The organism is Runella aurantiaca, assembly GCF_003339505.1.
In the GTDB taxonomy this organism is placed as follows: Bacteria; Bacteroidota; Bacteroidia; order Cytophagales; family Spirosomataceae; genus Runella; species Runella aurantiaca.
On record NZ_QPIW01000028.1, the window covers coordinates 12,989 to 38,147 of the forward strand.

Sequence of the window (25,159 nt, forward strand, 5' to 3'; positions counted from 1 at the left end):
ATAATAGTAAAAAGGGGCAATTAGCCCCTTTTTTTTTGTCAGTATACAAATTCCCTTTATTTTGCGTTAATTAGACAAAATCAATCAAAGAATTACCAATGCTAGTGACCAGCCCTCAAGATCGCGAACACCAAATGGTTGCCTTTGCCGGCTCGACAATCGTAACGTCGGTGCTGTTTGTGACTTTATTTTTTGTGAAATTATACCAAACCATTCCTAAAGTAGAAACCATTGAATACGTAGAAGTAAACTTTGGAACCGACGCGGCGGGCTATGGAAAAGTTCAAACTTATAATAAAGCCAGTGATTCACCCCGGGCGGAGGATGTCAAAAAATCGGACGATACCCCCAAAGTGAAGGCAACGCCCACGCCCAAAGTGACGCCACCACCCGTAACCAAAGTAGAAACCCCGAAGCCCGTCAAGACGGCGCCTGTCAAACCTCCCGTTACGAGTAAGGTAGAAAGTCCGGTTGAAGTAAAAGAAGACACGAAACCCGTTAAAACCGAATCCAAAGCAACGACTCCTGCGCCCGTTACCCCCGCAAAGCCCGCTCCTGAACCTAAAAAAGTGGATGAGAATGCGCTATTTAAAAAGTCATCAGGAAGTGGAAAAGGCAGTAATGGGACTACAGGGACCGCCTCGGGAACGGGGGGGAATAATAATGGCGACAAACCGGGAACCGTAGGAGATCAAGGAAACCCCAACGGTAAAATTGACGCCAAAAGTTTGTACGGTAAACCAGGCGGCTCAGCAACGGGATTGGCACTTAACGTTTCAGGCTGGGGGATGGGTGCTCGCCCGCAGGTGAAAGATGATTCTGACGAATCGGGCCGTATTGTTTTTGAAATAACGGTTGACGATACAGGTGACATTGTAAACGTACGGGTCAAAGAATCGACAGTGAGCCAATCGATTGTCGACCTATACAAACGGGCGGTAAGTCGTATGAAGCTGGTGCCTAAATCGGAAAATGTACCAGCGACCTCCAAAGGCACGATTACGTTCAATATCAAATCCCGATAAGGATACGATTTTGTAAAATATTTTAAATCATTGCGCAAAGCGTCAGGAAGTTAATTCTTGGCGCTTTATTTTTGCCTTTATTTCATTTAAAATCGGTCATGAACTATTCTGAAACCATTGCGTATTTGTACGAGAAATTGCCCGTTTTTCACCGCGTAGGAGCCGCTGCGCTGAAACCTGGGTTAGGGAATATTATTGCGCTTTGCGAGGCGTTAGGAAGCCCCCAAACGCGGTTTAAAAGCATTCACGTTGGCGGTACCAACGGAAAAGGGAGTACTTCTCATTTGTTGGCGGCCATTCTCCAATCAGCGGGGTATAACGTAGGCCTGCATACGTCGCCGCATTTGAAATCCTATACTGAACGTTTTAAGATAAATGGCCAGCCGTGCGAGGAAAGGGTAGTGGTCGACTTTGTCGAAAAGCATAAGAGCCTCATCGAAAAGGTTGAGCCGTCTTTTTTTGAAATCAGTGTTGCTTTGGCATTTGATTATTTTGCCCAGCAAAACGTGGATATTGCCATCATTGAAGTAGGTTTGGGGGGACGTTTGGATTCCACAAACATCATTTCTCCGCTTCTGTCAGTCATTACCAACATCAGTTTTGATCACACAGACTTATTAGGTAATACCCTTGAAAAAATTGCGTTTGAAAAAGCGGGCATTATTAAGGCAAATACCCCCGTCGTCATTTCGGAAACCCAGCCCGAGACTGCGCCTGTTTTTTTTCAAAAAGCCGAAGAAATGAACGCTCCGATTTATTTCGCCGACCAACAGTACCTTGTCAACTCCCTTTCGGTAGAAAAAGGTAAGCGTGTCGTAACGATAGAAAGTAAAAAAGAGGGTTCCCTATCATCAAATACAATAGCGCTGGATTTGGTCGGGAACTATCAGCTTAAAAATGTGGCGGGGGTATGGCAAAGTGTTGAATTATTAAAAGAGCAAGGCTTTTCTATTCCAATAGAGGCGGTAAAATCAGGAATGGCGCATTGCACAACCCTTACCTCGTTCAAAGGGCGTTGGCAAGTATTGAGTGAATCGCCGATGACCGTTGCCGACGTCGCCCACAATTATGGAGGATTGAGCGAAACCCTTAATCAAATCAAAAGGTATGATTTCGACCAACTCCACTTTATACTAGGATTTGTCAAAGACAAAGACATAAAAGGGGTACTGGGGCTTTTTCCAACAAATGCCCATTTCTATTTCTGCAGCTTTGATTCACCAAGGGCATTGCCTTCAAACGAATTAGTCTATATAGCAGATAAAGTTGGTATAAATGGCGGGGAATATAGAGATGTAAACGACGCATTGAACGCAGCCCGACAAAAAGCCTCCACGTATGATTTTATTTACGTCGGGGGAAGTACTTTTGTGGTTTCTGAACTGTCTGAGATTTGAATATCCTGTACCTAATTACTGTCTTAACAAAATTATTAAAACCTTGAGCCGTAAGAAACTGATTAAATTTGCAAGTAATGCACTGGCAGACAATGTATTAGAGGTTGGTAAACCCCTCTACGAAACCATCAAAGGAAAGTGGAATGAAAGTTACTTTTTGAATACAAATCCCATCGTTCTTGAACTTGCGTGCGGAAAAGGGGAGTATTCGGTCGGATTAGCGCAAGTATATCCCAATTTGAATTTTATTGGCATTGATGTCAAAGGGGATCGACTAGCGGCGGGCAGTCAGCAGGCCACACTGCTGGGCCTCACCAACGTTGCTTTTCTCCGGGCGAACATTGAGTTTCTTCAAAACTTTTTTGAAGAAGGGGAAGTGGCTGAAATCTGGATTACGTTTCCCGATCCTTTCAATCTCAAAAAACGGGTTCGGCGGCGATTAACCCACCCGCATTTTCTGGAAAAATACCGTGCTGTGATGCAGAAAGAGGGTTTGTTGCATTTAAAAACCGACAATCGGGAGCTGTTTGATTTTACATTAGAAGAGCTTTCGCAGTTTGGGGTGAAGGATTTAGAAGCCACTTTTGACCTTTACCAATCCAAAATGCATGATGATCACCACGGAATTCAGACGCGTTTTGAGCAAATTTTTACTGAAAAAGGCTTTCCTGTTCACTATTTAAGGGGCCGTTTCTTGTAAATAAATATATAAATGAATAAATATTCATAAATGAATTGTTTTTCATTATAAATATAAATATCTAGTTATCAATAAGTTAATGGTGTTTGTAATGGGAGAGGAGTAATAGAAAAAGGCACTATCACTAGTGCCTTTTTCAGTATTAAAAACTTAAATTAAATATTTACCTAGTTTTATTTATTTAGAGATTAACTGTGCAAAGTATTTAACAGTACGAACGAGTTGGCTTACGTAGCTCATTTCGTTATCGTACCAGCTTACAGTCTTGACCAATTGTTTATCGCCAACGTTGACAACTTTCGTTTGGGTAGCATCGAAGAGGCTTCCGAATGAAGTTCCGATAATGTCGCTGCTTACGATTTCGTCTTCGTTATAACCAAAGCTTTCGTTACTTGCTGCTTTCATGGTGGCGTTAACTTCTTCGGTCGTTACTTTTTTATTTAAAATAACGGTTAATTCGGTTAAACTTCCAGTGATAACAGGAATACGCTGAGCGCCACCGTCCAATTTGCCTTTTAGTTCGGGCAATACTAATCCGATTGCTTTAGCGGCACCAGTACTATTAGGAACGATGTTTGAGGCAGCAGCTCTTGCACGTCTTAAATCACCTTTCGCATGAGGAGCATCAAGGGTATTTTGATCGTTTGTATAGGCGTGTACCGTGGTCATGCTGCCTATTTCGATGCCAAAAGCGTCGTTAAGGGCTTTGGCCATGGGTGCAAGACAGTTTGTGGTACAACTTGCGCAGCTGATGATGGTTTCACTACCATCAAGAATGCTGTGGTTTACGTTGAAAACAACCGTTTTTAGATCGCCGGTTGCAGGAGCGCTGATAACGACTCTTTTGGCACCTGCGGTAATGTGAGCAGCAGCTTTATCTTTATCGGTAAAAAAACCTGTACATTCGAGTACAACGTCTACTTCGTGAGCTCCCCAGGGAATTTCAGCTGGGTTTTTCTGTGCATAGATGCGTACTTCATCACCATTTACAACAATACTATTATCGGTTGAAGTTACCTCTTCGTTGAATCGTCCTTGTGCAGTGTCGTATTTTAGAAGATGAGCCAATACTGATGGGCTGGTCAAATCGTTTATGGCTACTACATCAATGTCTGGCATGTTGTAAATTTGGCGATAGGCAAGTCTACCAATTCGTCCGAAACCATTGATGGCTACTTTTACTTTTGTCATGGGTATTTTTTGGTGGTTTAATGGAACATCATTAATTCATTGGCAAAGATACTATATATTTTTTATTTACAGCAGGCATACGTTTGCATTGTTATTTAGTAAACATGGAGTATTTGTTTAGTATTTTGTTAGCTCAATTAGTACATTTTACTAATATTTGACATTTTATTTAGTATTGTCGCTGCCTTTTAGCTAAAATATAACGCATTATATTAGTATATTTACTAAAACAAAGCTAAACTGTTGTTGTATTGCTAAATAAATAATGAATGCTGTATACTAAACAAACAATAGTGGACTTTAGAAGAACATAGTACAATAAATACATTAAACAGTACATGATTTCCCAATAAATTAGTAATATTACATACAAAACGAATTTAACCTCAATACGCACAAAATAGAGTAGGGGTACCACAATACAAATAGAAACACATCATAGAGAAGAAATAGGCTAAATCATTAATATAAGAAACAGAACATTGTGTATACTGATAATAATACATTTTATGGATTAAAATAAAATAGGCATTTCTTTAAATCTAAAAGTCTTGTAATCATATCATTAAATCAAAATAAATCAAGTTTTACTTTAATTACAAATGAACGAAAAAGTACAAATAGAATCCGCTTGGGACAATAGAGAACTCACCAAAGAGCCACAAGTCATTCAAGCTATTGAGAATGTAATAGACGCATTGAACGAAGGTAGAATCAGAGTTGCTGAACCAACAGACGACGGCTGGATTGTCAACGACTGGATTAAGAAAGCTATCCTGCTTTATTTCCCTATCCGACAAATGGAACTAAAAGAAATAGGGATTTTTGAATACCATGATAAAATGAAACTAAAGACCGGCTACAAAGCATCTGGTGTGCGTGTTGTACCTCCAGCTGTAGCAAGGCACGGAGCTTACTTAGCAAAAGGAGTCATACTAATGCCGTCCTATGTCAATATCGGTGCTTATGTAGACGAAGGTACCATGGTTGATACTTGGGCTACCGTAGGAAGTTGCGCCCAAATAGGCAAACATGTACACCTCAGCGGAGGAGTTGGAATAGGAGGAGTCCTAGAGCCACCACAAGCAGCGCCAGTGATCATTGAAGATGGCGCATTCATTGGTTCACGCTGTATCGTTGTTGAAGGAGCACACATAGGTAAGCGAGCAGTCCTAGGTGCGGGAGTCACAATTACTGGTAGCTCCAAAATCCTGGATGTGACGGGAGAGGAGGTCATCGAATATAAAGGATACGTACCTAATGATTGCGTTGTCATTCCAGGAAGTTATCCTAAATCATTCCCAGCAGGGACATTTCACGTGCCATGTGCTCTTATAATCGGAAAAAGGAAACCCAGTACCGATCTAAAAACCTCACTTAATGAGGCACTACGCGAGAATAACGTAGCAGTTTAAAAGCAATTAATATTAAAAACGAAAAAGCCACTTCAATCGAGTGGCTTTTTTACGTGCTTCATTTACCCCATAAAATTACTGTCTTATCGGAAAAACCCGACTTAAGCCAAACCACAAATCTTCGAGCAAATCGGCTTAACATCTTCACAATCCTTTTCACTATCTGACCAAATATTGTGCTTCTCTGTTTGACTTATACAAATGTAACAAAAAGATTTTGTAAACTCCAAACAAAATTTAAATTATTTACAAAAAATTACATTGTTCAATTTTTAATAGAGCAAGGGATGGTACTTATTCAAAGAATCCTATTAAAATACTGTAACTAGCTAACTATCAACAATATATGCTATTTACACAAATTTACATAGTGTATTCATATGTAAACAATATGTAGTTTACATATATACAGCCCAAATAACATATGTAAACATTAAAATTTTATCTGTAAACATTTTGCCATTTATGTAACCAGTATTACCTTTGTAAAATCATCCTTAATGTTTACAACATGGCAACATTTTCAGATTTTACAGATATTCGTTACCTCAAGAATAATAAGATTCGCGTCATTCTTCATCAGAATAATATGAATGCTTCTCAATTTGCGGATGCCATAAAAGTACAGCGTTCAACCATTTCACACATTTTGGCTTATCGTAATCGGCCAAGTCATGACATTTTAGAGAAAATTGTGGCATGGAATGAAAAATACAACTTAGAATGGTTTCGAACCCAGTCCCCAGAAGAAGCGCAGATTATCACCCAACTAATTGAAAATCAAGGGTATGGAGGGGCAAAAGTGAGTAATGTAACGACACCAGATTTGCGTGAAAGAAACCACATAACCAAGGTATCGAACTCAGCAGAATCTCGAACCGCTCAAAACAAGCCCGAAGTGACCGCAAATCATTCTCTCGAACAGTTAAAACCTCGTCGTGCGGTACTCATAACCATTGTTTATGATGACGGTAGTTCTCAAGTCATACCTGTTGATCCAAATTCTAAGTTCAATCAATTTTTGGGGCAATAAAAACCTGCAGGAAAATCGTTACGACTCAGAGATAAATTGCATAAAAAGGTTTAGCATTGCCCATTGGCAGATATGGTTCAGAAAGGGCTATCCGTAATGTCAAGGTTAAACAGAAGGTATCTGGACAATTTAAAACAGGGCAGAGCGCTTTTTGTACTATTCGTTCTGTAATTGATACGCTTCTCAAAAGGAATCTTGAGGTATTAACATATCTTACTCAAATCATCAAATTACAACCTGAGTCGTAACAAAAAATCAATCTATTTAATAAATAAATTCCACACTTAACATATATTAATAGTATACTTTTTATTATATAATATAAATGATAGAAAATATAGATTTTATAGGGATATACTGATTAAATAAAAAAAGTAGGAGTGGGCTTGAATTATTATAAACAGTAAAATCAGATATACATGACAACGAAATAAACATTTTCAGGTAGTCAATACAGCTACTTTCCTGTGGAACGTTTTTATACACTCAACAATCTGTCTGTTAACACTTTAACTATCAATGTTTCACAAGTTTTTCACGATGTTCCACGTGAATATATAATCATCTAGTATTCAGTGGGTTAAAAAAGAAATGGACTGGCTTTCATTTTACCTAAAATAATTGATGCTTTCATACCGAGTCTGTTGAGGCAAACGAGAAATGTAAAAGAATCAACTTTACAAATCTTGTATACGCACTTTTCTTCTTCTTAGAACGACTATCTTTCTTATTTGCCAGTTATACCTTCTTGATTTCTTTTTTGTCTATAATCGAATCCTTGGGGCAAATTCAGCGTTGCTCTTTTTCTTTTAATGGCGCTTAATTCTCTATATAATAGGAAGAATTAACACAAAAACAAATGTATTATAATTTACATTATGTTAAATAAAACATCTAAAAATAAAGAGTGAGTTGAACCCACTCTTTATTTTCCTAATTTTCCTATTTTGTTTCTTCACAAACAATTTTCTTTCCTTCAAATTCTTTCAAAATGACATCCAGTTGTTTCAGTGTTTCGACAACGGCTTCTTCTTCTTTAATCGCCTTAGCCTTTGTAAAATAAGGCAGTGATTGTTTGAATTTGCCACATACTTTTGGTTCAACGTCTTTTCCTTTTGCGTTGTAATCCTTCATATCCATCGCATCTACTTCTCTTTTCATTTCAACTGCTTCGTTGAAATAAAATACACCCATATTAAAAAGTGCATCGTAATTGTTAGGGTCAGCCTTTAGCGCTCTGTCATAGGCTGATTTTGCTCCTTCACGAGCCTTCGTAAGCTTTGCATTTAGTTCAGCAATTTTAGCCGAAGTATCTCCTAGTTTTGCGATTTCTTCTTTTGTTTTAACTAACTCTGCTTTAGCTTCTTCCAGAGCAACTTTGTTTTCTTTCTGCTTTGTTTCAACCTCTGCTTTTTGACGCTTCAAATCCGCATTTTTTGGTTGTTTAGCAATCAGTCCAGAAATCCTTTTTACTTCGTCTGCAAAAACTTTATCTGTTTCTTCAGCTTCCTTTATCTTACGGTCAACACCTCCCGTTTTTTTAGATGTTTCGGCTAATTTTCTGATCTCTGCCGTAATTTGTTGTACCTCATTATCGTTCAAAATACCCAAATTAAGTGCATACTGCGCATTTTTGGGGTCTAAGTCGATTAATTCATTCAGACCAACTTTCGCTTCTTCTAAACGTTGTGTGTCCAAAAGCACATTGACACGCTCAGCCTTAAACGAAGTTTTGCTTGCTGGTAATATCTCCATTCCCTTATCTAAGATTGCGAGTGCTTTGTCGTTCTTCTTTTCGATACGGTACAATTGGGCTAACAAAGCGAAGTTCCCAGCATCCTTCCCTCCTTTTTCGATGTATTGCTCCATCATGGTCGCCGCAATGTCATTTTTTTGACTCTGCATTGCACTGTAAGCTCCGTATAAAGGTGCCAGCGTATCCTTTGGATTTACTTCTTGGGCAATGTTGAAAAACTTAATTGCTTCATCGTACTTTTTGGTCTGGAATTTCTCGGCACCTTGTTTTACAAGTGCCGTTCCCAAATTTACCCCGCTCTCGTCCGTTCCACCTGTCAGAAACTTCTGAGCTTCTTTGGTCACTTTACCCGGTTTTGCAGCATCTACTTCTACTGCTTTTTTAAAAGACTCATAAGCTACTAAAGCGGCGCTTGAGTCCATTTCAGTATAGAGACGGGCGATTTCGTCATACAATTTGCCCCGATCTAGCCAAGTGCTTGATTTTGCACCTGCTTTGGGGTCTGTGATAGCTTTGTCGCTTTTTTCTTTTTCTTTCTTTTTCTGTTCAAGTACTAATTTGTCTACCTGAGAGAAGGCAGAAATAGCAAAAAAACTAAAAGCAGATGTTACGATCAACTTTTTCATTTTGAGGTAAGTTATTAAGTTTAAAATTTGAGCAAAAAACGGGATAAAAATTGACTTATTGTTGATTGAATAAATTTAAAAAAAAGGATAAGAGAGCAGATTGTTGGATAAATAACAAAATTATACCCTAAAATCTACTTTCTTATCACACATATTTCATCCAATCTAGGCTTCGATTGGTGGTTCAGGGGCTGCTGATGCACCTCCCTCTTCACTTCCATCAATAACTGCTTCTTCTGATTCTATACGGGTAACGGATGAAATTTCATCGCCATCGTTTAATTTAATCAAGCGCACTCCCTGGGTGTTTCGGCCCGCAACGCGAATTTCAGTGACTGACATACGAATCGCGATTCCTGATTTATTGATAATCATCAAATCATCGCTATCCGAGACTTCTTTGATTGCCACCAGATTTCCTACTTTTTCCGTAATATTCAGCGTTGTTACCCCTTTTGCACCTCGGTTGGTCTCACGATAATCTTCAATCTGCGATCGTTTTCCGTATCCATTTTCAGAAACTACCATCAATTGTTTTTCCAAATTACTGACGCAGAGCATTCCAATCGCTTTGTTGGTGGTTCCTTCATCACCCAATTCGATACCCTTCACACCAGCCGCCGTACGACCCATTGGACGAACCCGGCTTTCATGGAAGCGAACGGCTTTTCCTTGTTTTGATGCAATGATAATTTGGTTGTCGCCATTGGTCAGTGCCACATCCAACAAACGGTCACCTTCATTAATTGTAATTGCCGCAATACCATTGGCACGTGGCCGCGAATAGGCTTCCAACAATGTTTTCTTGATGGTTCCGTCTTCAGTACACATGATGATGTAATTATTGTTGATATAATCAGCATCACTTAAAGTACGAACATTGATTACGGCTCTTACTTTATCACCCGACTCAATATTAATGAGGTTTTGAATGGGCCGCCCCTTGGCCGTTTTTGAGCCTTCAGGAATCTCGTATACTTTTAGCCAAAATAGCTTGCCGAATTCCGTAAAAATCAGCAGATAGTTCAGCATGGTTGCCGAAAACAAATGCTCCGTAAAGTCATCATCTTTGGTGGTAACTCCTCTTGAGCCAACTCCTCCCCTGCCCTGCGTACGGTACTCGCCGATTGGGGTACGTTTTACGTATCCTTGATGCGAAATGGTAATCAACATTTCTTCATCCGCAATCATGTCTTCATCCGCAAACTCTTCGGCGGCGTACTCAATTTTTGAGCGGCGGGCATCACCGTAGCGTGCTCTCAAATCAGTAAGCTCGTCTTTGATGATCTGGAATTTACGAACTTCGTTGGCTAAAATATCCTGTAAATCAGCAATGAGCTTCATCAATTCCTCAAATTCGGCGATGATTTTGTCGCGCTCCATTCCCGTAAGGCGTTGTAAACGCATCTCCAGAATAGCCCGAGCCTGGGGTTCACTCAAACTGAATTGTTCAATCAAACCATTTCGGGCGGTTTCGGGGTCACGGGCGCTACGAATCAATTTAATGACCGCATCTAGGTTATCGAGGGCAATCAGTAATCCTTGTAAAATATGGGCCCGTTTTTCCGCTTCCCGTAGGTCGTACTGGGTACGGCGGGTGATTACCTCCACCCGATGCTCCACGTAGTATTTTATCAAATCTTTCAGGTTCAACAACGCAGGGCGCCCTTTTACCAAGGCCACGTTATTGATACTGAATGATGATTGAAGGGGAGTAAACTTATAAAGATGATTTAAAACAATATTGGGAATACTATCTTTTTTCAACTCAAAAACAATGCGAATTCCGTCCCGGTCTGACTCATCTCGGATGGCAGAAATCCCATCCAAACGTTTGTCATTGACCATATCAGCAATCCGTTTGATCATGTCGGCCTTATTGACCATGTACGGAATCTCCGTAATCACAATTTGCTCACGTCCTGTCTTTGTTTGCTCAAAAGTAGCCACTGCACGCATCACAACCCGTCCTCTTCCTGTCTCATAAGCAGACCTAACTCCCTGATAGCCATAGATAATAGCTCCCGTAGGAAAGTCAGGGGCTTTGACGTATTGTATCAATTCCTGAACAGTGATAGAATTATTGTCAATGTAAGCAATGGTTCCATCAATGACCTCTGTAAGGTTGTGAGGGGCCATATTGGTGGCCATACCTACGGCAATACCCGAAGAACCGTTTAAAAGTAAGTTGGGTAATTTGGCGGGCAATACGGTTGGCTCTTCATCAGAGTCATCGTAGTTAGGCTGAAAGTTAACGGTCTCTTTATTGATGTCTTGCAACATCTCTTCAGCAATACGTTTCAGCCTTGATTCGGTATAACGCATGGCAGCGGGCGAATCGCCATCCAAGGAACCAAAGTTCCCCTGACCATCAACCAGCATGTAACGAAGTGACCAAGGTTGCGCCATACGCACCATGGTATCGTAGATTGAAGCGTCGCCGTGGGGGTGATACTTGGCCATCACGTCACCGACGGTACGGGCCGATTTTTTATAGGGGCGATTGTGCAAAAAGCCCGATTCAAACATTGTATAAAGCACCCGACGGTGAACAGGCTTTAATCCATCGCGGGCATCAGGGAGTGCACGAGAAATAATGACTGACATTGAATAATCAATGTAAGCCGTACGCATCTCATCCTCAATGTTAATAGGAATAATATTACCGGTGTTTTCTGACATAAACAAAAATTAAATGCTTTTGTACAAAAATACACCAAATACTTTATAATGGCAAAACTAGCTCCGCTTACGCCGTCTTTCGTTTGCCTGCTCTCTTTTTTCGGCCGCAGTCCTCGGCTTTCCGAAGAAATGGGGCTTGGGAAAAGTGCCTCTCCCACGCACAATACTCCTGCCATGACTATGCTCATGACGCACTTTGCAGCCTTTGATTGGACATTGACGATACCAACATCCTCCAACCCCTAAACCACACATCAATACCAACAAAATGGACAGCTTTTTATTCATTTTAAAGCAATGTTTTAAAATGGGTCACCTTTATTAGAAGTGAAAGTACAAAAAAGTCATCAGAAAGGCGCTTATAAAAATGGGCAATTTCAAAATCAGATGAGCATTTGTCGCCTGAAATGGGTAATAAAAAAAGCCGACACTTTCGTATCGGCTTTGGAGCCCCCAGCCGGGATCAAATCGTAAGGACGACCCCGCAGCAACCTACTACAGCGGTGGGCGCTCCTAGCAGTTGCTCTATAAGAGAGCATTTGTCGCCTGAAATGGGTAATAAAAAAAGCCGACACTTTCGTATCGGCTTTGGAGCCCCCAGCCGGGATCAAACCAGCGACCTACTGATTACAAGTCAGTTGCTCTATCAGCTGAGCTATGGAGGCTTTTTCTATTTGTTTAGAGTGTAAATAGTAACACTTTGGAGCCCCCAGCCGGGATCAAACCAGCGACCTACTGATTACAAGTCAGTTGCTCTATCAGCTGAGCTATGGAGGCAATATTTTCACGAATATTAAATCTTTAATGAATCAACTGGTGAGCGTTAAAGACATTCATATTTCGTGGTGCAAAAGTAGTATTTTCTACTACTTCACACAAATTTAGTTCGCTTTTTTTTACAAAGCTTCGCGAATAATTTTCAATTGGTGCTTAAAATCAGCCAGTTGCTTTTGAGCAACTTCGATTTTTTTCACGAACTCCGCACGAACTTTCTCGCCATTTTTAGAACGGCCAAAAAATTCGATGTTATTTTGCCAAATCGTCAAATCGTTTTCAATTTGAGTCATGCGACGGCGGATGTCCATTTCTTTGCGTTGAAGACTGCGTGATGATTCGCCATCGGCAACCATCGACACTTCATTCTCAAGGATAACCTGCTCACGCTCTTTAGAAGAGAGTTTGCCGATAGCACTCACGTACGCATTGACTGCATCAATATAACGCTTGTTGATGGCCTGCATATCTTTCTTTGGTACAAATCCGATGCTTGCCCATTCTGATTTGAATGCATTCAAATCACTTAAGCTTGCCTCGCCCGCTTTTGCACCTGACTCAATTTTATCACAAAGTGCTTGTTTCTTGGTGAGGTTTTCAACAAACTCCTTCTCCACTTCAGAATTCTTAGCCCGCTTGCGGTCAAAATAGGCGTCACAGGCTTTCTTGAATCGGTCAAAAATAGAATCTTTAAATTTCTCAGGAACTTGTCCAATCTGCTTCCATTGTTTTTGAAGCGCAATCACCTTGTCGGTATTGGAAGAGGAATCTTCACCTCCTGCCAAAATTCCTTCAACTGCTTCGCAAAGCTCTGTTTTCAGTTTCAGGTTTTGTTCGCGCTTAGCTTCCAATTGACGGAAGAACTCACCTTTGTTGTGAAAAAACGTTTTGAGGGTCGCCCAAAACTTTTTGCTCAACTCACGACCTTCGTCGCGCAACATCTGTCCTTTGGCATTGACCCATTGCTCTTGAAGCGCTACCACTTCTTTGGTCTTTTCATTCCACTCATTAATGCTGCTGGAAGTAAATGCCGTAAACGGAACCAAAGCCTCGTATATCTTAGACTTGATTTCGTAATTTTGGGAAAGCAACTGTTTTTGATCTTCCGTTTGGGCACGGCGCGCATCGTATAAAACATCCAATGCCGACTTCATACGTTGCCAAAGCAACTCTTGCTCCGCTTTGGGTCCTGGCCCGATGTGTTTGTATTCTTCAAAATGCGCGTTTGCTTCTTCCAACACACCCCGGCTAAGCGCTTTCCCTTCCAAACTTTTGGCTAGGGCTTCCACTTTTTCAACTAGTTCGCCCTTGAGTTGCAGATTTTTCTTGCGATCAAGTTCTTTAAGTTCAAAATAAATGTTGCGGTTGCTGTAATATCGATCAATCAACGCGTGGAATGTGGCCCAAAGCGTGCTATTGTGGGGAGACGCAATGTTTCCTGCCGATTTCCACTCGTCTTGGATTTTCTTAAATTCTTGCCAACTCGTTGCGGGATTCATGGAGTTTGCCTCATCGGCATCAACCAATTCACGCAGGCGTTGGAGGAGTTGAGTCTTAACCGTAAAGTTTTTATCTTTCGATTTCTCTAAATCCTGAAAGTAATGATTCTTAACGTCCTTAATTTGGCGGTATAGGGAATCAAAACGTAGGCTTAATTCATCTGGTTTGAACTCAAAGCCTTCTTCTGAGCCTGTTTCAGCAATATAGCGTTGTTCTGCCTCATCACGTTCTGTCTTTTTGATTTGGTCGAAGAACACTTTTACTTCTTTGAGAATTTCGTCTGTTCGCTTAAAATCAGCGGGTTTGGCCCCCTCACTTTTGGCAGTTACCAGTTGATTTTCTAATAAATTCACAAACCCCTTCTTATCAAGTTGAGTATAATCAACTGACTGTTCTTCAACCACGTCAAGTTCTTCCATGGCTGCAACACTCTGCTGAGTGAGTTGTTCGCTTTCGCTTAATTCTGCTCCGTCGTTAATCATCGTAAATGTGGTAGTCATCGCTTAGATTTGCAAAAATAATAATAATGACCGTTTTTCGATGTTTCAAAACCGGTTTTTCAATTTTAAATCTAAATTAACCCAAAATGGCAGGTAAAAAACTGGCTGATCTACGAAAAGATTATAGTCTAAACGGATTAACCGAAGAGGATGTTTTAGCAAATCCTTTCAATCAATTTGAAAAATGGTTTGAAGAAGCCCAGTCAGCCGAGGTAATCGAACCAAATGCAATGATTCTCAGCACGCTGGGCGCTGATGGCTACCCGCATAGCCGAGTAGTACTTCTCAAAGAGGTAGATTCAGCCGGATTTGTGTTTTATACTAATTATAACAGTCACAAAGGGATAGATTTGACCATCCACCCCGTGGCGTCACTTACCTTCTGGTGGGCAGAATTGGAACGTCAGGTTCGTATTTTTGGGGATGTACAAAAAGTCTCCGACGCTGAATCCGACGCTTATTACAGCATTCGCCCCCGAAACAGTCAATTGGGGGCCTGGGTTTCTGAACAAAGCGAAGTCATTGAGAATCGGGACGTTTTAACAAAAAAACTATCCCTGTTGGAACAAAAATTTTTGGATCAAGTTGTACCTAGACCACTTCATTGGGGAGGCTACCGGGTTGTTCCCAAAGAAATTGAATTCTGGCAAGGCCGCCCCAGTCGCTTACACGACCGCATTCGTTACCGAATCGACACCGATAATGCGTGGAAAATTGAACGCCTTTCTCCCTAGCATGAAGTTTATTATATATAACCCATTCTGAATTAATTAAATAAATAAATGCATAAAGAAATTACATATATCACCAACAATACTCATATAGCATCCCTACCCTACCTAAATTTTATTTGAACCTATGAATCACAGAAATCCGAACAGTTTAACTCGTATCGGTGTATTTTATGATGGTAATTATTTCTTGCACGTCAGCAATTACTATAACTACACGCACGAACGCCGCAGCCGCATCAGCATTAATGGCTTGCATGATTTTATACGACAGAAAGTAGCAGAAGTGGAGAAAAATGAGCCACGCCTCTGCCAAATAGTGGACGCTCATTATTTCAGGGGTCGACTCACGGCGGGGGAAGCTAGTCAACGCGGCGATTTGCTCTACTACGAACGGGTCTTTGACGATATTCTAATGTCGGAGGGGGTTACAACCCATTATTTACCCGTAAGGAGTACTTTGGGCAAAAAACATGAAAAGGGTATTGACGTTTGGCTGGCGCTAGAAGCATTTGAAATGGCTTTCTACAAACGGTTCGATGTGTTGGTACTTATCGCGGCAGACGGCGATTATGTCCCCTTGGTGAGAAAATTAAACACCCTTGGTACGCGGGTAATGGTTTTGGGCTGGGATTTTGAATATACCGATGAAGAAGGTAGTCGTTTTTATACGCGTACTTCTCAGGATTTGTTGGCAGAAGTGACTTATCCAGTGGCTATGCAAGATATAATAAACAGCCGAAGCGAAACCCTCAACAGCAACCTGTTTGTCCCTCGTAATAAAGGCAAAGTATTTACAAAACAAGGGGAAGAACCCTCCGAAAATACCATTGAAGAGTCAAACTCTGCGCTGCTCAACGATGAAGAACGCAAGGAGAGCTTTATTTTATCCCTCAAAGAAGGCTTTGGATTTATAAAGTATCCCCCCAACAATGTCTTTTTTCACTATACCAGCCTACGGGATTATGATTTTAATGACCTCGTGATTGGTGATCGGGTGCAGTTTACGCTTGATGAAAAAGACGGTAAACGCGCCGTTGGACATGACGTCCTTGTCTTGCAGGAAAATAAATAATTGATAATGGGCAGACAGGAGGATGATTTTCTCCTGTCTGTCTATTTTTCCAATCGTCTGACGATTTCATAACACGCCCTGCTGTTATGATAGGGGCATTTCCAAAAACTTATCTTCGCGTTTCTAACGGGCGTCAAGTCGGGTTTAACGGTTCCAAACCAATCTCCTTTCTGGGTATCTAGCACGTATTTTTTGATAAATTCCCAGCTTTTGAGCGACTTATCTTTGTAATGCTCCTCCCCTGTCAGTTGATAAGCATTGTAAAATCCTACCATTTGTTCGGCCAATACCCACCAACTACGCTCGTGGTTTCGGTGATTGGTGGCGGGGTCAAATTCATAATCCAACGCACCATCTGCTCCCAACCCAGTACAGGCGGCTTCGGCCATTTTGATGCACAATTGCTTCACTTTTTCGCTCCGTTCGTGGTCGTTCAACACTTCGGCCGTTTCCCACAACAACCACGAAGCTTCAATGTCATGGCCGTACGAAATTGTTTCGTCCTTGGGATTCCAGTTTTGGTCAAAAAACAAACGTAAACGGTAGGTTTTCTGACTGACCAATTTCTCCATAAAGGCGTCTGTCAAATGCACAACGCGCTGACGAAGCGTAGCATCGGGCCAAACGCGGTATAAATTGGTAAAAGCCTCGATGATGTGTAAATGGGTATTTTGAGATTTATTCCAAGGCATTCTGCTTAAAATCAGATCATCGACAGGTTCCCAACTCGGCCCAAACGCTTCAAAATAACCGCCCTTGTCGGCATCATATCCGTGTTTATCTACGGTTTTAAAAAGCTCTTGCGCAAAATCCAACGCAGGGGTAAATTTTGAAGCGGCATAGTATTCACTCAATCCATAAATCGCAAAGGCGTGGCCGTAGAGTTGTTTTCGGGTTTCGAGCGGAGTCCCCGCCGCCGTGACCGACCAATACACGCCCCCATTTTTGGCATCTCTAAAATGGTTGTATAAATGATGGTACGCCCTATCGGCAAGGACCAAATAGCGCTTACGGTGGAAATGCCGATACGCCAACGAAAAGGTCCATAAGATACGACTGACCAGAATAATGGAACGCGGAGCATCCAAAACTGGCTGATTGTCATAATTTACCTGACCATGAAAGCCTCCACGCTGATAATCAGGCGAAAATTTTTCCCAATAGGCCAAAATACGTTTCCACTCGGCTAAGTTTTCGCGGGCAAATTGCTCCATATGACAGGCATGAGGTTATGATAATTTATGGTAAAAGCCCGAGCAACCGCGAATATAATCAGGTAGGTTAGTTATCATTTTCAGACCTCACCTTAAAAAGTCTTTGAAACCAATTTTGTTTTTCTTTTTCCTCCTGCTCTTTTTCAGCCTTATCCCATTCAAACGAAGCTAAAGGCCCCAAATCGGGTTGACCTGCATCCACCCAACAAGTAAACCAGAAATCACTCACCATTTTTACAGAAGCGCGCATCTGTCGCTCTACCTGTCGGTCCAGCATTTGATGGTATTTCTTAGCGAACTCGCGCGAATAGGTTTTAATCACCACGCCATTGCGATCCTCCAACGCATATTTCAGTTCGGATTTCATCTGAAATGATGCATTTTTTTCAAACTGTAAAACACTGTCCAAGGCGGCATTGGCCTGTCTAACCGCCTGCCAAGCGCGCAAGGCCGTTTTTTGTTCATATTCTGCCGAGCCTAAAAACATGTTGTATTCTTCAGCATACAACTCAGGTAAACGCGTTTCCCAAAACGCATGGATTCCTTCTTGCCCCGTTAATTGTCCGTTGTAATTTCGGGTGGTGTGTAATGGAACATTGGCATCGGCAATGTAATGACCTAAATCTGCGGCAACGCGTAAAATACGTCGCGGATTTCTTTGTCGAAAGGCTTCCGTCAATTGCGATTTGTACTGTTGAATCGCCCACGGAACGGTGCCATTTAACGCCAATGTATCTTCGCCGTACTTTTTTACAGCCTCAGTCCAGTACAGCGGCAACTTGTACAAAGCACTATCGCCGTAGGCTTCTGCATCAATATAATGTCTTGGCGCTTCCCCCACGACGGCATAACGCCGCTTGTCGGGGTTGACGGCGTTTTCGGTAAGATAGTCAAGGTGTTTCTTAAAAAATACCTGCATTTCGGGCGGAAGCGAAAACACAGCCAAGCGATTGATGCGTTGGTGCGCCCAAAAACCCCACACAATCGGCGAATTAGAGGCTATTAAGGGGGGACAAATCAGAAACAAAAAGATAAAAATTGATTTAACGGCCCATTTTTTATGTTTAAACACCTCACTTACACAAAATATTATTCTGTAAGCCTTAAATCTGAAATTTTGCAAAATAGACTTTAGTAGCATTTAAAATGGCGGTTAAAAGTGTTTGAAATTGTTAAAAGTGAAAAAATTAGTTCTTCTAAATCCTTAACCCTCAGCAAAAATGGTTAAAACACAATCAGAAAGTACAATACTATGCCAAACGGGCCTCCTAAGCTTGTTTTGCACTTGGAAATAGTCTCATAATATGATTTGGCAAAATTACATTTTAACAGAATTATTACAATTTTTTATAAAAAATATACAATTTTAATGCAACATTCGTTAATTTTGCATCGTATTCAAAAATCAGTTTTTTAAGTCAACAGCACTCTTTTAAATAGTTACTTACCATGGACAAGAAGAAAATAATAGGATACTTTAAACCGATCGTTGGACTTTGCGTTTTTATGCTCATCATTTACGGAGCCTACACTCCCAGTCAAAAAGCAGAAATCCAAAAAATCGTTTGCATCAAATTCAAACCGGGCACTCCAACTACTGACGTAGAACGCCACATGAATGAGTTTGCTCAGTTGAGACGTGAAATTCCCCAGATGGTTGCTTACAGCGGTGGAAAAACACTTAGTGTAGTTGGCAAGTCAGAATATGACGCCATGCATTATTTGACATTCAGAACAGAAGATGACATCACGACTTTTCAGAACCACCCTAAATACCAAGCGTTTGTAAAAGAAAATCAGGCTATTTGGGAAAAGGAATTGGTAATCGATGCCAACATTCAGAAGTAACTTTAATCCATAAAAAAAACGCTGCTTGGAAAAGCAGCGTTTTTTTTATGGATTAGTAATGAGCAAGTAATCAACTTGATACTTTGCCCATCACATACATTTCAGACAAAGTAGGGGTTGGACTTCCGCCACTCTGTTCGAGCGTTACGGCAAATGCTTCTGCCTGCGGTGCATTTTTCATTTTTTGCATCACTCCATTGACATCAAAAACCCCCAAATCAACGGGTTTTCCGCCTACAAGTCCCCAAAGCTGGTATTGCTTTCCTGCCGCTGGAGCGGGCAATGAAAGAACATTCAGCTGGACCTCTTGCGTTTTGGGGTTCCAAACCACCCGTACCGCACTATTGGGCGACTTATCAACTCCCTTTAAGGTAACAAACTGATTATCGGCGTTATTTAGATTCGCAATCAGCTCATTTTTTTGATTCAGTTCAACGTTTTGCTGCGCCAACGAAGTATTCAGGGAATCCAAACGGGCGTTGAAGTAAACCGCTGAGCCTACCAGTGCCGCAATTGAAGCCGCCGCTACCCATCCCCACTGAAACGACGGTTGCCGCGAATCAAGTTTGTAGACAGGCGTTTCATCAGCCTCTTCTTCAGTGGCTTCATTTGCAGGCAAGTCATTCAAAGAAACCTCCTTTACATCGTCGGCAAATTCCAATTGCGCCATTATTTTATCTTTAAGCCCAGCAGGCGGCGCCACCCGGTGAGCAAATGCGTAACGTTCGACGGCTTCCCCGAGTTGATTCAACTCAGTTTTAATTTCAGGATATATTTTTGAAAGACAGTCTACTTCCCGCCGTTCCTGGTCTGTTACATTCCCGGAAAGGTAGTCCTCCAAAATCCCCGATTCGATATATGCTTTTGTGTCAATCATGTACCAAAATATTTTCTTAAATCCCTAAGGGCGCTTCTCACACGGGTTTTGACGGTACCAAGCGGCATCTCTAGCCGCTGAGCCGTTTCTTCGTGGGTATAACCTCCCCAATATACCATTTCAATCAGCGTTTGCTGCTCCGGTTTGAGCTGAGAGACCACCTCTCTCAGTTCTTTGGCATCCAGTTCGTTATAAATCTCCTGATGCTCTTCAACCCAATATACGGCGGATTCAATGTCTTGGATTTCCGGCCGATTGACGCGTAGATAATCAATGGACGTATTGCGTGCAATGTTGAGCATCCACGTAAACAACCTCCCCTTACCTACATCGTATTGAGCAATATTCTTCCAGATTTTAACGAAGATTTCCTGTAGCAAATCCTGCGCCGTTTCTTCTGAGCGAACTACTTTGAGTACTACCCCGTACAAAGCATCGGAATAGTTATCATAGAGGTAGCTGAATGCTTTTCGATCTTGTTGTCGAAGCATTTCAACGAGTTCGCCTTCATCGTATTTAGGCAATTTTAATCCCATATAGTACGGTTAAGACCTTATTAATATTTCGAGTATATACACTCAACTTGCGAAAATGGACTTAGGTTTTACTTTTTTTAATGATTGCAATATCAAAAAAAAATAAGAACTATCTAAATCTATTGTAAATCCTTTTCCCGTAAGTAGAAGCAAAACCAACTTCAATTATGGAAAACACATTCATAAAAGCAACCAAGCGGATTGGATATACTCTCCTGGGGCTCTTTTTGGCCTTTGTGGTATATGCAAATCTTGAACCTGCCCCTATGCACTCGTACGTTAAGCCCATCAGCATGACCATTTTTAAGGTGGACGGACTGACCAGCCCTGAGCAGGTAAATTCAGTAAAAGAAAAAGTGTCGCTACACGACGGGGTAACCGCCTGCGGGGCAAACCCTGTGAGTGAACTGGTCAGCATCACCTTTGACCCCGACCAAACTTCGGAAGGTTCACTTCGTAAATTGGTAGGCAATATCACAGGTCGGCCAGTACAAGCAGCGGTGTTTAAAACCGATGGGCCACCAAGTCCCCAATGCCCTGTTCCGCAAGAATACATCATGGCGTTTGAAAAAGTAAAATACGCGCTTTGCTTCCGCTAAAATAACCCCCTTGAACAGCAACACACTCCTACTTTGAACATTAAAGAGCAATTTTAATCTATTTTATATATCAATTAAATCAATTACACACACATGAAAAAGAGAATTCTTGTCCTATCATTCGCCCTTATTTCAGTTTTGAGCGGTTGTAAAAAAGAGGAAGAAACACCAGCGCCTTCGTTGTATGACCGTTTGGGCGGAGTAACCGCCATCTCAGCCGTGGTTGACCAATTTATTGCAAACGTAGCCGCTGACCCCAACATGGTGCGCACCTTCAAACCATTGTTGGACGATGTAGGCAAAGGAAATACTGCCCGCGTGACTGCGCTTCGTAACAACTTAATCGACCAAATTGGCCAAGCCAGCGGTGGGCCTCAAATGTACAAAGGCAAAGACATGGTAACTGCTCATGCAGGCATGAACATTACCGAAACTGAATTCAATTCGTTGGTTAATGACCTGGTACTTGCACTAGACAAATTCAAAGTACCCGCCACCGAAAAAGGAGAGCTTTTAGGAGTATTGGGTGGACTAAAGGGACAAATTGTAGGTAAATAGTATTCAGCTATCCAGTAAGAGGGTGGTAAACTATTGAGATAGATTACCATAGAGGTTGGATAGTTGAAGGTTAACAGGGGCAAAATTACTTGCCCCTGTTTTTTTTGCTATTCTACCCAAAGCACCAGTCCTTTCAGATAGCTTCCTTCAGGATGAAACAAATTTACTGGGTGATCGGGTGGTTGCGTGATTTGGTGCAATACCCGAACCTGCCGTCCTGCTTCAATCGCGGCGGCGACAATGGTATTATAAAACAACTCGCGGTCAACAACCTGAGAGCACGAAAAAGTAAACAAAATCCCGTTCGATTTTAAATGTCGGATGCCGTCGGCGTTCAGTCGTTTATAGCCCTGAACAGCCCGGTGACGGGCGGCCATACTTTTGGCAAAGGCAGGAGGGTCGAGTACCATTACATCGTAGGTATCGGAAGTTTGTTTTAAAAATGCCATGACATCTTCGGCGTACGACTGGTGAGTAGCAATATCGCCAAAATTGGCTTGTACGTTTTGATTGGTCAGGTCAATGGCTTTTTTAGAAACATCCACAGAATCTACCCTTTCGGCACCAGCCGCCAGTGCATAAATCGAAAAACCTCCCGAATAACAGAACGCATTGAGGACTTTTTTGCCTTTGGCATAATACGCCAACAAATCACGGTTGTTGCGCTGATCTAAGAAGAAGCCCGTTTTTTGACCCGTTTCCCAATCAATCAAAAATGTATGTCCATTTTCTTTGACGGGATGAGGTACGGCACAGCTGCCGTACAAATAGCCATTTTGCACGTTTTTGGCAAAATTTTCGGGCAAAGTATCTGCACTTTTGTGGTAAATGGCTTTTAAGTCGCCGCCATAAACCTCCTGTAACGCCAACGAAATATCTTCCAGCACGCGATACATTCCAATAGAATGGGCCTGAATCACCAAAACACCATCGTAATAATCAATAATTAAACCCGGAAGCCCATCCCCTTCGCCGTGGATTAACCGGTAGCAATTGGTTAGATTGTCGGGTTGATTCGCAAAAATGACTTTCCGAACAGTTAACGCATTTTGGAGTTTTTGCTTCCAGAAAGCCACATCAGGCAGTATTTTTTCATAACTAAAAATCTTCACCGCAATATTACCATTGTGATAATGGCCCGTAGCCAAATATTTATTGCGATTATCTACTACTTCTACGATGTCGCCGTCGGCTGGTTGACCTTTCATTGAGCCAATGGCCCCTGAAAATACCCACGGATGAAAACGACGAACGGCTTCGTCACGGTTTGATTTGAGAACTATTTGCGGAAAAATCATTGATTTAATTTAATGTACACCCTCGGATGAAAGCACCATTTGCCTATCATTACGGGGAATTTTACGCAAAGATGGGGGATATAAGAATAATTAAAGCATCTTTCTGCATCATTTTGCATAAATATACGTCCCCCAAAACAAGTAGAAAGAGGGCTTTTCGTTTTTATCTTGGAAACAACTAACCATATTAATTTCATGAATCGTCGGGATTTTATTAAACAATCTGCCGTTTTGGGTACTGGTTTGGTACTGGCACCAAGCCTTTTTGCCGAAGCTAAAAAACTAAAAAACTTTGGGGTTCAACTATACAGCGTCCGCGACCTGATGCCAAAAGACCCGAAAGGGACAATGAAAAAACTCGCCGAACTGGGCTACACGCAATTTGAAAGCTACGGAGGGCCTGATTTCTTGTGGGGCATGAGTCCATCGGAGTGCAAAACCTATTTGGGCGACTTGGGTGTCAAAATGATCAGTACTCACTTTGACATCAACAAAGATTTGGACAAAAATATTGAGCGGGGTGCCGAGGCAGGGCTCAAATACATGCTTTGCCCGTATATCGGTGCGCAAAAAACCATCGATGCTTGGAAGAAAAAAGCCGACTTGTTCAACGAAGTGGGCGAAAAAGTCACCAAAGCAGGCATGAAATTTGGCTACCACAACCACGATTATTCGTTTAAACCCCTCGAAGGACAAATTCCACACGAAGTTTTACTCGCCAACACCGACCCTAAAAAAGTGATGTTTGAGTTGGATTTGTGCTGGGTTATCGCTTCGGGCCAAGATGCCGTTGCTCACCTCAACAAGTATGCAAATCGCTATGAACTCGTTCACATCAAAGACATGGTCAAAGAAGGTGGCAAAGTAGTTCAAAAAGATTTCGGAAAAGGCTCCGTCGATTATCCAACCATCCTCAAGGCCGCCAAAAAGGCTGGTATCAAGTATTATATCGTAGAGCAGGAAGAATATCCCGTTTCCTCCATCGAAAGCATGAAAGTAGATGCCGAATGGATGAAGAAACTTTCCATCTAAGGACTTATTACTAAAAGAGAAAAGCGCGAAGAGGATTGTCCTTTTCGCGCTTTTTGGTATTTATCCATTCAACTTCAAAAACGAATAGCCATTCATTCTTTTTGGGAAGCCCCTTCTCTGACCCCTGCTTCTGGTTTCAAAATGTACACGTCCAACATAGCTTTTGGACGCGCCAAGTATTCACGGATTAAGGTCTTAATAGAATAGCCATTGGGGACATCCTGCGCGGCAAACCCAACGGCATTCAATCCTTCATGATCGGCGAGGTAAAGAGCGCGGGCATTGTGGAAGTTTTGCGAAATAACCGTTACGCGTTCTTGGCCATAAACTTCCCGACAGCGAATCACCGAATCGTAGGTACGATACCCCGCCGTATCCAACAGCATGGCATCTTCGGGCACCCCAAGTTTGGTCAGGGCTTGTTTCATGGCTTTGGGTTCGTCGTAGGTTTCGGCCTCTTTGTTGCCGCTCAAAATCAGGTATTTTACTTTCCCCTCTTTAAATAAGCGCGCCGAAGCCTCCATACGATACCGAAAAAAGAGGTTTTCTTTGCCACGGGCTACGTACTTGCTTGTACCGAGCACCAAACCTACATCGTTGGAAGGCAAGGTGTTTATATCAAAAAAGACTTTCGAACGCGTCGTATCTACTACAATCCAGTTGCATAACAATATTAACACAACGACGGAAAACACACTCCAGAAGCCCCCCTTGATGAGTTGTTTCACCAGTGAGACTTGCAGCTTTTTGGAGCGTCGTATCGCGTTAATATGCAGCAATCCTTCTTTCATT

At 41.8% G+C, this 25,159-nt stretch carries 22 protein-coding genes and 2 tRNA genes; 12 read left to right on the forward strand and 12 right to left on the reverse strand.

Annotated elements, in window-relative coordinates; all coding sequences use genetic code 11:
• Positions 1-98 precede the first annotated feature (98 nt).
• The 3 genes from DVG78_RS24155 to trmB all read left to right on the forward strand — a co-directional run bounded on the left by DVG78_RS24155 (position 99) and on the right by trmB (position 3,122).
• Positions 99-1,025 carry a hypothetical protein gene (locus DVG78_RS24155; protein ID WP_114065671.1) on the forward strand — a complete coding sequence of 309 codons (927 nt, stop codon included), beginning with the start codon at positions 99-101 and terminating at the stop codon, positions 1,023-1,025.
• Positions 1,026-1,123: 98 nt separating this feature from the next.
• Positions 1,124-2,422, forward strand: a complete 1,299-nt coding sequence (locus DVG78_RS24160) for a bifunctional folylpolyglutamate synthase/dihydrofolate synthase (protein ID WP_114463600.1) — start codon at positions 1,124-1,126, stop codon at positions 2,420-2,422.
• A 43-nt stretch (positions 2,423-2,465) separates the two neighbouring features.
• Entirely contained in the window at positions 2,466-3,122 is a 657-nt protein-coding gene (gene trmB, locus DVG78_RS24165) for a tRNA (guanosine(46)-N7)-methyltransferase TrmB (RefSeq protein WP_114463662.1), read from the forward strand.
• Positions 3,123-3,299: 177 nt separating this feature from the next.
• On the opposite strand, the gene gap is transcribed toward trmB, so the two are convergent.
• A complete protein-coding gene (gene gap, locus DVG78_RS24170) occupies positions 3,300-4,313 on the reverse strand; it encodes a type I glyceraldehyde-3-phosphate dehydrogenase (protein WP_114065669.1) in 1,014 nt (337 codons plus the stop codon).
• Between the two features lie 602 nt (positions 4,314-4,915).
• Here gap and DVG78_RS24175 point away from each other — a divergent pair.
• Together DVG78_RS24175 and DVG78_RS24180 are read left to right on the forward strand one after the other, a co-directional pair.
• The gene (locus tag DVG78_RS24175) at positions 4,916-5,728 is read left to right on the forward strand and encodes a 2,3,4,5-tetrahydropyridine-2,6-dicarboxylate N-succinyltransferase (RefSeq protein ID WP_114463601.1); all 813 of its coding nucleotides are present in this window, start codon (positions 4,916-4,918) and stop codon (positions 5,726-5,728) included.
• Positions 5,729-6,239: 511 nt separating this feature from the next.
• Positions 6,240-6,761 carry a helix-turn-helix transcriptional regulator gene (locus DVG78_RS24180; RefSeq protein ID WP_114463602.1) on the forward strand — a complete coding sequence of 174 codons (522 nt, stop codon included), beginning with the start codon at positions 6,240-6,242 and terminating at the stop codon, positions 6,759-6,761.
• 942 nt (positions 6,762-7,703) lie between these two features.
• On the opposite strand, the gene DVG78_RS24190 is transcribed toward DVG78_RS24180, so the two are convergent.
• Both DVG78_RS24190 and gyrA read right to left on the reverse strand, forming a co-directional pair.
• Complete coding sequence (locus DVG78_RS24190; RefSeq protein WP_114463603.1) at positions 7,704-9,143, reverse strand: tetratricopeptide repeat protein; 1,440 nt, start codon at positions 9,141-9,143, stop codon at positions 7,704-7,706.
• A 165-nt stretch (positions 9,144-9,308) separates the two neighbouring features.
• Positions 9,309-11,825, reverse strand: a complete 2,517-nt coding sequence (gyrA, locus tag DVG78_RS24195; protein ID WP_114463604.1) for a DNA gyrase subunit A — start codon at positions 11,823-11,825, stop codon at positions 9,309-9,311.
• Positions 11,826-11,873: 48 nt separating this feature from the next.
• Here gyrA and DVG78_RS29935 point away from each other — a divergent pair, with 48 nt between their 5' ends.
• Positions 11,874-12,071, forward strand: a complete 198-nt coding sequence (locus tag DVG78_RS29935; protein WP_147277168.1) for a hypothetical protein — start codon at positions 11,874-11,876, stop codon at positions 12,069-12,071.
• 343 nt (positions 12,072-12,414) lie between these two features.
• On the opposite strand, the gene DVG78_RS24200 is transcribed toward DVG78_RS29935, so the two are convergent.
• The 3 genes from DVG78_RS24200 to DVG78_RS24210 all read right to left on the reverse strand — a co-directional run bounded on the left by DVG78_RS24200 (position 12,415) and on the right by DVG78_RS24210 (position 14,599).
• A tRNA-Thr gene (locus tag DVG78_RS24200) sits at positions 12,415-12,490 on the reverse strand.
• Between the two features lie 36 nt (positions 12,491-12,526).
• A tRNA-Thr gene (locus DVG78_RS24205) sits at positions 12,527-12,602 on the reverse strand.
• A gap of 119 nt (positions 12,603-12,721) precedes the next feature.
• Positions 12,722-14,599 carry a DUF349 domain-containing protein gene (locus DVG78_RS24210; RefSeq protein ID WP_114463605.1) on the reverse strand — a complete coding sequence of 626 codons (1,878 nt, stop codon included), beginning with the start codon at positions 14,597-14,599 and terminating at the stop codon, positions 12,722-12,724.
• Between the two features lie 86 nt (positions 14,600-14,685).
• On the opposite strand from DVG78_RS24210, the gene pdxH reads away from it, so the two are divergent.
• A complete protein-coding gene (gene pdxH, locus DVG78_RS24215) occupies positions 14,686-15,333 on the forward strand; it encodes a pyridoxamine 5'-phosphate oxidase (protein WP_114463606.1) in 648 nt (215 codons plus the stop codon).
• Positions 15,334-15,457: 124 nt separating this feature from the next.
• Positions 15,458-16,405 carry an NYN domain-containing protein gene (locus tag DVG78_RS24220; RefSeq protein WP_114463607.1) on the forward strand — a complete coding sequence of 316 codons (948 nt, stop codon included), beginning with the start codon at positions 15,458-15,460 and terminating at the stop codon, positions 16,403-16,405.
• A gap of 41 nt (positions 16,406-16,446) precedes the next feature.
• On the opposite strand, the gene DVG78_RS24225 is transcribed toward DVG78_RS24220, so the two are convergent.
• Both DVG78_RS24225 and DVG78_RS24230 read right to left on the reverse strand, forming a co-directional pair.
• Positions 16,447-17,619 (reverse strand): AGE family epimerase/isomerase, encoded by a 1,173-nt coding sequence (locus tag DVG78_RS24225; RefSeq protein ID WP_114463608.1) that lies wholly within the window; start codon positions 17,617-17,619, stop codon positions 16,447-16,449.
• Positions 17,620-17,686: 67 nt separating this feature from the next.
• On the reverse strand, positions 17,687-18,658 hold the full coding sequence (locus DVG78_RS24230) for a zinc dependent phospholipase C family protein (protein ID WP_374755731.1): 972 nt from the start codon (positions 18,656-18,658) through the stop codon (positions 17,687-17,689).
• Between the two features lie 467 nt (positions 18,659-19,125).
• On the opposite strand from DVG78_RS24230, the gene DVG78_RS24235 reads away from it, so the two are divergent.
• Positions 19,126-19,467 carry a Dabb family protein gene (locus tag DVG78_RS24235; RefSeq protein ID WP_229598308.1) on the forward strand — a complete coding sequence of 114 codons (342 nt, stop codon included), beginning with the start codon at positions 19,126-19,128 and terminating at the stop codon, positions 19,465-19,467.
• A 70-nt stretch (positions 19,468-19,537) separates the two neighbouring features.
• On the opposite strand, the gene DVG78_RS24240 is transcribed toward DVG78_RS24235, so the two are convergent.
• Entirely contained in the window at positions 19,538-20,344 is an 807-nt protein-coding gene (locus DVG78_RS24240) for an anti-sigma factor (protein WP_114463611.1), read from the reverse strand.
• Positions 20,341-20,880 (reverse strand): RNA polymerase sigma factor, encoded by a 540-nt coding sequence (locus tag DVG78_RS24245; RefSeq protein ID WP_114065657.1) that lies wholly within the window; start codon positions 20,878-20,880, stop codon positions 20,341-20,343. Before DVG78_RS24245 ends, DVG78_RS24240 begins: the two co-directional genes overlap by 4 nt.
• 167 nt (positions 20,881-21,047) lie before the next feature.
• Here DVG78_RS24245 and DVG78_RS24250 point away from each other — a divergent pair, with 167 nt between their 5' ends.
• Both DVG78_RS24250 and DVG78_RS24255 read left to right on the forward strand, forming a co-directional pair.
• Positions 21,048-21,479 carry a heavy-metal-associated domain-containing protein gene (locus tag DVG78_RS24250; RefSeq protein WP_114463612.1) on the forward strand — a complete coding sequence of 144 codons (432 nt, stop codon included), beginning with the start codon at positions 21,048-21,050 and terminating at the stop codon, positions 21,477-21,479.
• A gap of 93 nt (positions 21,480-21,572) precedes the next feature.
• Positions 21,573-22,037 carry a group I truncated hemoglobin gene (locus tag DVG78_RS24255; protein ID WP_114463613.1) on the forward strand — a complete coding sequence of 155 codons (465 nt, stop codon included), beginning with the start codon at positions 21,573-21,575 and terminating at the stop codon, positions 22,035-22,037.
• A gap of 107 nt (positions 22,038-22,144) precedes the next feature.
• Here DVG78_RS24255 and DVG78_RS24260 read toward each other — a convergent pair whose 3' ends face one another.
• Positions 22,145-23,335 carry a class I SAM-dependent rRNA methyltransferase gene (locus DVG78_RS24260; protein WP_114463614.1) on the reverse strand — a complete coding sequence of 397 codons (1,191 nt, stop codon included), beginning with the start codon at positions 23,333-23,335 and terminating at the stop codon, positions 22,145-22,147.
• A 195-nt stretch (positions 23,336-23,530) separates the two neighbouring features.
• Here DVG78_RS24260 and DVG78_RS24265 point away from each other — a divergent pair, with 195 nt between their 5' ends.
• Positions 23,531-24,367, forward strand: coding sequence for a sugar phosphate isomerase/epimerase family protein (locus tag DVG78_RS24265; RefSeq protein ID WP_114463615.1), 837 nt, complete (start codon positions 23,531-23,533; stop codon positions 24,365-24,367).
• Between the two features lie 92 nt (positions 24,368-24,459).
• Here DVG78_RS24265 and DVG78_RS24270 read toward each other — a convergent pair whose 3' ends face one another.
• Complete coding sequence (locus DVG78_RS24270) at positions 24,460-25,158, reverse strand: SanA/YdcF family protein (protein ID WP_199563291.1); 699 nt, start codon at positions 25,156-25,158, stop codon at positions 24,460-24,462.
• Position 25,159: the final 1 nt, after the last annotated feature.

What these genes read in the sequence shown, in the direction of transcription:
- DVG78_RS24155 (WP_114065671.1), top strand. Translation starts at nt 99, where the DNA reads ATGCTAGTGACCAGCCCTCAAGATCGCGAACACCAAATGGTTGCCTTT.
- DVG78_RS24160 (WP_114463600.1), top strand. Translation starts at nt 1,124, where the DNA reads ATGAACTATTCTGAAACCATTGCGTATTTGTACGAGAAATTGCCCGTT.
- gap (WP_114065669.1), bottom strand. Translation starts at nt 4,313, where the DNA reads ATGACAAAAGTAAAAGTAGCCATCAATGGTTTCGGACGAATTGGTAGA.
- DVG78_RS24175 (WP_114463601.1), top strand. Translation starts at nt 4,916, where the DNA reads ATGAACGAAAAAGTACAAATAGAATCCGCTTGGGACAATAGAGAACTC.
- DVG78_RS24180 (WP_114463602.1), top strand. Translation starts at nt 6,240, where the DNA reads ATGGCAACATTTTCAGATTTTACAGATATTCGTTACCTCAAGAATAAT.
- DVG78_RS24190 (WP_114463603.1), bottom strand. Translation starts at nt 9,143, where the DNA reads ATGAAAAAGTTGATCGTAACATCTGCTTTTAGTTTTTTTGCTATTTCT.
- gyrA (WP_114463604.1), bottom strand. Translation starts at nt 11,825, where the DNA reads ATGTCAGAAAACACCGGTAATATTATTCCTATTAACATTGAGGATGAG.
- DVG78_RS29935 (WP_147277168.1), top strand. Translation starts at nt 11,874, where the DNA reads ATGGCAAAACTAGCTCCGCTTACGCCGTCTTTCGTTTGCCTGCTCTCT.
- DVG78_RS24210 (WP_114463605.1), bottom strand. Translation starts at nt 14,599, where the DNA reads ATGACTACCACATTTACGATGATTAACGACGGAGCAGAATTAAGCGAA.
- pdxH (WP_114463606.1), top strand. Translation starts at nt 14,686, where the DNA reads ATGGCAGGTAAAAAACTGGCTGATCTACGAAAAGATTATAGTCTAAAC.
- DVG78_RS24220 (WP_114463607.1), top strand. Translation starts at nt 15,458, where the DNA reads ATGAATCACAGAAATCCGAACAGTTTAACTCGTATCGGTGTATTTTAT.
- DVG78_RS24225 (WP_114463608.1), bottom strand. Translation starts at nt 17,619, where the DNA reads ATGGAGCAATTTGCCCGCGAAAACTTAGCCGAGTGGAAACGTATTTTG.
- DVG78_RS24235 (WP_229598308.1), top strand. Translation starts at nt 19,126, where the DNA reads ATGCTCATCATTTACGGAGCCTACACTCCCAGTCAAAAAGCAGAAATC.
- DVG78_RS24240 (WP_114463611.1), bottom strand. Translation starts at nt 20,344, where the DNA reads ATGATTGACACAAAAGCATATATCGAATCGGGGATTTTGGAGGACTAC.
- DVG78_RS24245 (WP_114065657.1), bottom strand. Translation starts at nt 20,880, where the DNA reads ATGGGATTAAAATTGCCTAAATACGATGAAGGCGAACTCGTTGAAATG.
- DVG78_RS24250 (WP_114463612.1), top strand. Translation starts at nt 21,048, where the DNA reads ATGGAAAACACATTCATAAAAGCAACCAAGCGGATTGGATATACTCTC.
- DVG78_RS24255 (WP_114463613.1), top strand. Translation starts at nt 21,573, where the DNA reads ATGAAAAAGAGAATTCTTGTCCTATCATTCGCCCTTATTTCAGTTTTG.
- DVG78_RS24260 (WP_114463614.1), bottom strand. Translation starts at nt 23,335, where the DNA reads ATGATTTTTCCGCAAATAGTTCTCAAATCAAACCGTGACGAAGCCGTT.
- DVG78_RS24265 (WP_114463615.1), top strand. Translation starts at nt 23,531, where the DNA reads ATGAATCGTCGGGATTTTATTAAACAATCTGCCGTTTTGGGTACTGGT.
- DVG78_RS24270 (WP_199563291.1), bottom strand. Translation starts at nt 25,158, where the DNA reads ATGAAAGAAGGATTGCTGCATATTAACGCGATACGACGCTCCAAAAAG.